The organism is Psychrobacter piechaudii (genome assembly GCF_900162825.1).
GTDB lineage: Bacteria > Pseudomonadota > Gammaproteobacteria > Pseudomonadales > Moraxellaceae > Psychrobacter > Psychrobacter piechaudii.
This window is the reverse complement of sequence record NZ_FUGE01000246.1, coordinates 1-8,340: the sequence shown is the minus strand read 5'-3', so window position 1 is coordinate 8,340 and position 8,340 is coordinate 1. Positions and strand designations below refer to the sequence as shown.

Here is an 8,340-nt window from a genome sequence, read left to right as displayed (position 1 = left end):
CGACTCATTTAAAAGCTATAACGCATTAGATGTCAGTGAGTTTACTCATTATCGTATCAACCACTCCAAAACCTTTGTTAATGACAAGAATCACATTAACGGTATAGAGAACTTCTGGAACCAAGCTAAACGGCATCTACGTAAGTTTAACGGAGTTCCAAAAGAACATTTTCACCTCTATTTAAAGGAATGTGAGTGGCGTTTCAATCACAGTGACCCAAAGTCGCAATTACTACAATGGGTTAAACAGGGTTTGAACTAGTTATCTAGGACAGCCCCAAAAATTATTACCGTAAGTTTCATAATACCAGAGCGGTAAGTGGAGCCGTTTATGAAAGTGGCGCGATTAATAATCGTATACCAAAAACATATACGTTTAACATTGTTCATTGTATAAACATAGATAAAGAAAACAACTATGACTGAATCTACCGACAGATTAGATAGTACTAAATTGAATAGCGTTGAATCGGCTAGTACTAATATTGCTGACAAGAAGGTACCTATAGCTGTGAGTAGTACTCATCAATCGATTGACTCTAAAACCATAAATCATACGCCTAAAGCTATGTACGTGACTTCAGGCAACTCAATAACACCTAAAGATAAGTTGGACAAAATGCCAAAAATGGTTGCCAATGGCAGTCGCGCTTTTATCTGGTATTTGTTGGCGATAATGGTATTAATACTTGATCAATGGACTAAGTGGTTGGCCCAAACCACATTAGCGTTCAATGACCCCGTACCGGTCATTGAACCATTTCTCAACTGGACACTCGCTTATAACTATGGGGCAGCATTTAGCTTTTTAGCCAACGCTGGCGGTTGGCAGAAATGGTTTTTCTCAGGCTTAGCTTTTGTAATGGCTATCTTTTTAACGGTTTATTTAATCAAAGCGCCACGTGCAGCCAAGCTATTATCTATGGGGTTGGCCTTAATGCTTGGTGGTGCGATTGGCAACTTAATCGATCGTTTAAGAATTGGTAAAGTGGTTGACTTTATCCATGTGCATTATGCTGATGTCTGGAATTATCCTCTTTTCAATGTTGCAGATATAGGTGTCTGTGTCGGTGTCGCATTGATTATAATTGACATGATATTTTTAGAAAGTAAGCGTAATAAATAAGCACATTGATGCCGATTATCACAAACAAAATGAACTAGCGTCGTATTCACTCTATACGGAAAAATACTTTTTATACTTGAGTATGTTTATAACATGTGAACTGGAAGGTAATGTATGACTGGTATAGGTACTCACTCATTTTAGGTCTTAAAACTCAATACTTAAAAGCTCTGCGTAGAGCCATTATTATAGAGACATTGAATAATCCATAAATTCTTTATTGATAATAACAAAAGGAAAATACAGTGTCACAGACTCAGCCAACTATTGAAAAAATTCACAGCCTTAGAAAAAAAACAAGAGACAGCGTTAAAAAGTCTTACCCTTATATAGTCGATACACTCTAAAAATGTCATAGCACTACTGGGATGAATTTTGCGCAGCCTCTGGGAACGCAGCACGCAAGTAAAATTTATACCAGTAGCGCGTTTAAATCCATAACATTTTTACATTCAGCTGACTATAGGCTATCTAGAAGGCACCTCTTTCTTATTATTGCTCTTCATCGCCATGCCACTAAAATATATGATGGACATTCCAGAAGGTGTGAAATACATCGGTATGGCACACGGTATGTTGTTTATTACCTATATCATAATACTTATAGGCTCAGCTATCAAAATGAAAATGCCTCTTTGGGCAATACCTGCGGGCGTACTCGGCTCACTCTTACCTTTTGGCCCATTTATATTCGATCATTTACTAAAAAAGAACTTGCAGGAAAATGTAAGTAAAGAAGCCTAGAACAAGCTCTGCTATAAATGCCACAAACGTATCTTATTACTCAAGATTATTTTTCCTAACTAAATCACAAGCCGCCATCACTCATCGTGGCGACAAATGAATAACATTGAGCAGAAATTAATCACAATAAAACTTTAATTCAGACCCAGTATGAATAGTCTCACACTCCAGTTACTTTTCGAACTTATCTTACATACTATCGACAAACCCGTTTTGTTTAAAAGCTAAACAGGTTTTGTCATCCGCGATGGCTTTCCTGTTATCGTAGGGTATACCCTAGCGGAACCACCTAAAAACGCCTTATAAAATATTAATAGACCACCTAAAATAGACCGTTATAATAAAACCACTTATAACAGACTATTTTAGGTGTTTGCGTTTATTAAACCCTCAAACTGTCACTTCACGAAGTACTATCCTCCCATATCTGCAACAAATCACATGCCTCTCAAGTAAAGGGTATCCTGAAAATATACACTCTAAGTCAAACGTGTAATAATGTTCAATGATTGAACGCTCAAAAAAAGCAATTTAGCAGGGAGTGACACTTGAAATTAACAGTTACGGACGCGGCTAAACAGTGGGGTATTACTAGGAACACCATTTATAACAACATCAATAATGGTAAGCTTTCTAGAGACTCTAACAAGATGATTGATACTGCTGAAATGTTTAGAGCATTTGGAGAGCCTAAGCAAACTAAACGTGTAGATTCAGTCAGTGGTATACAGGGTTTGTCGTCAAGCATGACACCTGAAAGCACAGCTGAATTACAGCATCAATTAGAGCTAGAACAGTTAAAAAACAAGCACTTAGAAGAGTCGCTGCAAAAACAAGAATTAGTCAATAAGGATTACCGACAACAAGTTACGCATTATCAACGCCAGATTGAGCTATTAAATGACAATCTGAGCAAAGCTAATATGAGTATACAGGAGCTTGTACAAAGCAGGTTGATTGGTATGGATCCTCATAAACCAACAGAAGATGAACAACAGTCAGGCAACACAGACGATAATGTAACTAAGGCTGAAACGGTCCATCCTGCTCAGGAAGTAAATACTACTGAACCAATAACTCAAAAAGTAAAAAAGTGGCGCTGGTGGTAACTATTGGGCCTATTTAAGAGCATGCCGTGGAGGGCCAGTAGAAGTGCTATTATTTTAATTAATAGGCTATTAACCTATTAATTAAAATAATAGCAACAAAAAGCATTAGGTAAAGATAAACAACATCTACTTTATTAACAGCTAAATGATATACAATGTAATGCTAACAACATTACATAAGGTTATTGCTATGAGTCAAAGTAATTTTAATATGCGCCTTGATGACGATTTAAAGGCAAGTGCTTACTCCGTTATTGAGCAATATGGGTTAACACCAACTCAAGCGGTGCGTATGTTTTTAAATGAGATTGCGCATACCAAAACCATACCCCTATCTCTTAATTGGGCAAGTTGCATCCCTAATGCTGAAACAGCTAAAGCAATTATTGAAGGCCGTGAAGACTACGAAACAGGTAAGCTTACTGGCTACCATGCAGATGAGTTAACTGATGTGTTGGTAGAAAGTGAGAATGGCTAGAAAAGTATATCCCACTAAACAGCTTAAAAGAGATGCTAAAAAACACCATCTTGAACTCTTAACACCTGCATGGGCGGAAGTACTTAATTGTTTAGTCAAAGACCAACCCTTGCCAGAAAAGTATAAAGATCATGCTCTGACGGGCAATTGGTCGAGTTGTCGAGATTGCCATATCAAGCCTGATTTAGTGTTGATCTATGAAATCCGAGGCAATGACGTGCTATTGCATAGATTAGGTAGCCATAGCGAACTTTTTTAGACTAGGACCTACAGTTACTGGATTACCATTTTTTTTGCTTCTTCAGTTAATAATAGGCTAATAGCCTATTATTAAATTAACTTCATTTTAAGCCGCCTACGCCAGGGTGAAGCAAGTTCAGAATCTAGGCGCTTGCTCATCATCCAAATATTCTTGCACAGGACGCTTAGTAAAGCGCTCAGGATCTTTTTTAACCCATTCAACCATGTGACTAATCCAAGCGCCACTTGATTGGTTAGCGGGGTTCTGAGCTGCTATTAGGCCGTTATAATCTGCCATAAATTTCTTACTATGCACTGCTCTTGCCAGTTGCTTATCAGTATAATTGGTGAACATATTAATAGTGTCTGGGTCACGGGCAGGCGTTACGTTTTTCGGCTGCCCTTTTTCTGTGAATTTCAGCTCCAAATGCGTATATTTGCGTCCAGTTTTTTTTAGTTCGTAAGATACTTTATATATTGTCTTTTCGTTTATTTCGTTGACTGCCATATCTATGACACGTCTGCGTAAGTCTTTCGTATTTTCGTATTTATCTAATAATCGAAACTCTCTTCTTAATTCATCTAGTTGTTTATATACTTTTCCTGATGATTTCCATTGCATCATCAGCAAAAATATACGCAAGCTATAGACACTATCGGTAAGCTTTGCAAGTTCGAATAGGTCTATTTGAGTATAGTTATTTTTCAACTGAAACAAGAACGGCACGACATCAGGATGCATAATCACACGAGCCATTAGATTTTCGTCAGATTTCATTACAAATGGCAGAGTATCAATTAGATTATGCAATCGAAGCTGTTCTATAAACTCATCATCATGTCTGCTGTCAGGGTATCGCTCTTTAAGCTTTCTAAATATTTCGGTTTTGAAAAATAACAAGTTATATACCCAGCCTGTCACCTTATCACCAAAAGGGGTAGGTATTACAATCTCTCTGCTTCGTAAGTTGCTACAAGCAGTGCGTAAATCACGAGCGACATTTTTCGCATTAAAACCAATAGATAACGCATCATCTTTAGTAATGTATATGGGTGCTAGAGCATCAAAATCAGCAGCGTCAGCGCTTTGCGGTAGTTTGCTTGCCGCCAATACAATCAATTTCATTTCGTGCAAACCTGACTGATGAGCTGCTTTCAACAAATCATTTGACATTTTGGGGTATCTGTTCGGCTTATCTAAAATCGCATTGCTTTCCATCTCTACTGCTCCGTTTACAATTAGGACTTCTATTTTATACAAGTCCCATTTGTGCGTCAATACGTCCCATTTGTGCGTCAATACGTCCCATTTAAGCTAAGAATGTGCGTCAATACGTCCCATTTAGTTCCAGCAACCCCTTGTATAACCTACATTTGCGTGGGGTCTAAAATAAGTCTTTTAAAAATAATTATAAAATAAGGGTAAACCCTGTTTTTGCCTGTGGATAACTCAAACGAACGAAAATAAAAGGAACTTAAAAGAGACTTATTGTTTTAAAATAAAAAAACAACAAGAAAAACCCTCAAATAACCAAAGGTTATGATGATTATCTGGATCTAAAATTCACTCATATTTCTCTTAGCCAAAGGTGTTTTATCGACTAAACCCTCTTGAAGGCCTATGAGATCGTTGTAAATCATTATTAAATGCACGTAAACCGTCCTCTATAGCTTTATTTTGTTCATCTGGTAACTGACTACCATAAATATTTTTAAACACCTCTACGGTCGAATTTAGAGCGTTTATATAACTCTCTCGCTGACCACTAGGCAGTTTGGCCACATCAGAGTAGGCATGCTTGAATTGAAGGCAGGTTCTATTTAGCGTATCTGATCTATGAGATTTAGCTAATTCTCTGGCCTCTATGGTTTGTTTGTCATCAGAAATAAACTGATCTAACCCTCGAATGTAGTCAAATGATGAAATGATATCTCGGGTCATACTACCCACCTCTCCGGCGCTACCGCCTAATTTAGGAATAATGCTTTGGTTGAAATCGGCTCTTTTTTGGTCAATATCTTCTTTAAATTCAAACCACGCCGTTAAACGCTCGTTATACTGCTCACGCTCCTGCTTAGGATGATTAACCAGGTGGATAAGGTCCTTGTTGTTGGTAATAAAGCGCTCATCAATCTTGTTTTTAACCGCTATCAAATTGTCTCTAAAATCCTTACTTTGAAGATTAAGTGATGTCACAAAGTCTTTAATCACCTCAATTTGTCTATAGTCATATTTATCAGGGTAATCATTAGGGTCCTCATTCCAGCCAGATCTCAAACAATTATCGGGTTGGGTGGCCGTGAGTAATTTATGAGCAAGTATTAGCTTAAGCTGTTCAGCACGTTCAGATCTTCTCTTATCTTCATAAGTTGCTCTTCTAGTTTCTCTATCAATTCGTCTTTGCTGCTGATCAAGTCGAGCAGCTCTTGCTCGTCGCGCTTTGTCATCGAACGGGGTTGGGGCAGGTCTTGCTCGCTTTGTAGCGTCTTGATGGATGCTCTGAGCGATTGATTCGCTGTCTGCAGCTCTTTTTGAGTTTGCAGTAACCCAGCGTTTTGAGAGATCAATTCTTTGTTGTGCTTCATGGTTTGCTTTGTCTGCGCCATTAATCCAGTTTGGTAAGTTTTCGCATCGCTTAGTTGCCCAAGCAGTGCCTGATTTTGCGTCCTCAATGCATCGTTTTGTGCTATCAGCTCGTCGTTCTGTGTCTGCAATGAGTCCAGATAATCTCTCATTTTGACCAGTTGCCCAAGCAAGTCCGTCTCGATATTGTTTAATTCGTCGCTCATCTTCTCTCCTTTGCTCTAACACAGCGTGATTGCGTGCTCGAATCTTACGGTTAGTTTCTCCCTTTTCGGTAGCAATACCTCGGCGCTCCATGGCAGTTGCCTCAACCCCCATCTTAATGGTGGGCTGCTGATCAAGACCTTGGTCCTTATAACTACGCTCATCCATAAGCGGTAAATTACGATGTTTAAGTCTTTGATTGGCAGTGTCCACCCAAAGCTTACGAATACGCTTAATCTCCTCCCTTGAGGAGGGGAGGTCATTTTGTTTACGCTTTTTATTAGACCACTCAAAAGGGATTTTAAATTTAGGGTCAAATGCCAACTTACCATCCGGCTCAATCACTGGCGCGCGCGTCGTCACCATAATATGGGCATGAAAATTACGCGGGTCGGGATTTTTCTCCCCTTCACGCAGCCGCTTAGAGCTGGGCTTAGCATTAGGATCAAAGGGAAGCTTCATCACAGGACGATGCAGACACACATCGGCAATCACATTCATGTCATCACACAGCTTCTGTGCAAACTCTAGAGCAAGCGCATGACGCTCATCTTCAGGTAGCTCATAAGGCAAATTAATCAACCACTCACGCGCCACACGGCTATCAGAGCGCGCCTCAAATGCTTCGGCAGTATTCCAAAGTATCTCGCGATCAATCTTGACATACCCTTTTCTTAACGAAGCAGGTATCACAATATCACTGCTCATTACCCCATCCTTTTTAGAGTAATCATGAACCTTGCCATATTTAGCATCCTCTAAAACATCACCAGCGCGATATGCGGCACAGGCCACAGCGGACTGTCCTGCTTTTCGAGAAATTGCTTTAGTCGCAATATGCACCATAGTCATAATAGCTAGCCTTAGGTTAAAGGTTTTTGCACACCACATCTTTTCGTGGTGTGCGGGGTTTGGGGTGTCCCCAACGAAGGGCGATTCAGTTTTTAATGTAGTAACGTAGTGGATAGATTAAAAACTGAGTCGTTACTTCGCCCTTAGTCAGGGGGACGCAAATATCACCCATTAAAATAAAATGTATCAGATTTATGATTATTCTACCTTAAAGAGTAGCATAGATGATTGAATGATGCCTAACGCCTTGCTATGCTAGGTTAATATTGATAAAAGGAGTTTTAATTATGTCAGGATCTATTTTTGATAATCAAGAAGCCAATGAGTTAAAAGAGCGTCAACGCTTAGAGGAGTTAAAGCGTAAAGCTAAGCTGCAACAAGTAAAGCTTGATAAGCGGTTAAATAAACAAAAAATATTGATGGGCGCTTTTTTAGGACAGGTGTTAGCAGGAGAGAGTGAGGATGAAAAATTTATTCAAAACTACTTTGCGAAAAACTTTCCACAATTTTTAACCAGAAAATCAGACAAAGAGTTGTTTGCAAGTATGGTGAAAAGCTTGGGGGGTGATATTGGCCTAGATGAAGAGGCAGTTAAAACTAATGATCAGCCAACTGAGCAGGAGCATGGACAACATAAGCAACCTGATGACACGGACTATACGGATAATGACATCCGTGAGTTATTCTCAAATCAGCAGGTTGATACGTTAGCGCCCCATGATGACGGTTATCGTGGATCTCTGTACACGACAAAAAACAAAAAAGCTGACTAAGGACAAGGCATAATAGTAATTTTTCTGACGAACCACACTATGCCAAACCTTAATCAGCTCATAAATATATTATCGCAAAACCTAACCATGAACAAGGCAAGATTGACGTGTTTAGCCTTAATTACTCTAGCGATAATACAAGTACAAAGTAGTAACCTCAAACAAATAGCAAGAGGATTTGTCAAAGGTAGGACAAACAGTAATTACAGACGGCTACAACGCTTCTTTGC

General features: G+C 39.1%; 9 protein-coding genes. 7 read left to right on the top strand and 2 right to left on the bottom strand.

What is annotated here, in order from left to right; translation table 11 throughout:
* The 6 genes from A1019T_RS12485 to A1019T_RS12460 form a co-directional block, all read left to right on the top strand.
* On the top strand, positions 1–262 hold a 262-nt coding region (locus A1019T_RS12485; protein ID WP_143514147.1), incomplete at its 5' end, for a transposase.
* Positions 263–418: 156 nt separating this feature from the next.
* Entirely contained in the window at positions 419–1,126 is a 708-nt protein-coding gene (lspA, locus tag A1019T_RS12480; protein ID WP_075107731.1) for a signal peptidase II, read from the top strand.
* A 450-nt stretch (positions 1,127–1,576) separates the two neighbouring features.
* The gene (locus A1019T_RS12475) at positions 1,577–1,870 is read left to right on the top strand and encodes a DUF3817 domain-containing protein (protein ID WP_077452021.1); all 294 of its coding nucleotides are present in this window, start codon (positions 1,577–1,579) and stop codon (positions 1,868–1,870) included.
* Positions 1,871–2,418: 548 nt separating this feature from the next.
* Positions 2,419–2,979, top strand: a complete 561-nt coding sequence (locus A1019T_RS12470) for a plasmid replication DNA-binding protein (RefSeq protein ID WP_077452019.1) — start codon at positions 2,419–2,421, stop codon at positions 2,977–2,979.
* A 190-nt stretch (positions 2,980–3,169) separates the two neighbouring features.
* Positions 3,170–3,457 (top strand): type II toxin-antitoxin system RelB/DinJ family antitoxin, encoded by a 288-nt coding sequence (locus A1019T_RS12465; RefSeq protein WP_077449299.1) that lies wholly within the window; start codon positions 3,170–3,172, stop codon positions 3,455–3,457.
* Positions 3,450–3,716, top strand: coding sequence for a type II toxin-antitoxin system YafQ family toxin (locus A1019T_RS12460; protein ID WP_028859970.1), 267 nt, complete (start codon positions 3,450–3,452; stop codon positions 3,714–3,716). Before A1019T_RS12465 ends, A1019T_RS12460 begins: the two co-directional genes overlap by 8 nt.
* Positions 3,717–3,833: 117 nt before the next feature.
* On the opposite strand, the gene A1019T_RS12455 is transcribed toward A1019T_RS12460, so the two are convergent.
* Complete coding sequence (locus tag A1019T_RS12455) at positions 3,834–4,916, bottom strand: replication initiation protein (protein ID WP_077449298.1); 1,083 nt, start codon at positions 4,914–4,916, stop codon at positions 3,834–3,836.
* A gap of 375 nt (positions 4,917–5,291) precedes the next feature.
* Positions 5,292–7,337, bottom strand: a complete 2,046-nt coding sequence (locus A1019T_RS12450) for a MobA/MobL family protein (RefSeq protein WP_167366880.1) — start codon at positions 7,335–7,337, stop codon at positions 5,292–5,294.
* A gap of 287 nt (positions 7,338–7,624) precedes the next feature.
* On the opposite strand from A1019T_RS12450, the gene A1019T_RS12445 reads away from it, so the two are divergent.
* A complete protein-coding gene (locus A1019T_RS12445) occupies positions 7,625–8,110 on the top strand; it encodes a hypothetical protein (protein ID WP_077452015.1) in 486 nt (161 codons plus the stop codon).
* Positions 8,111–8,340 lie beyond the last annotated feature (230 nt).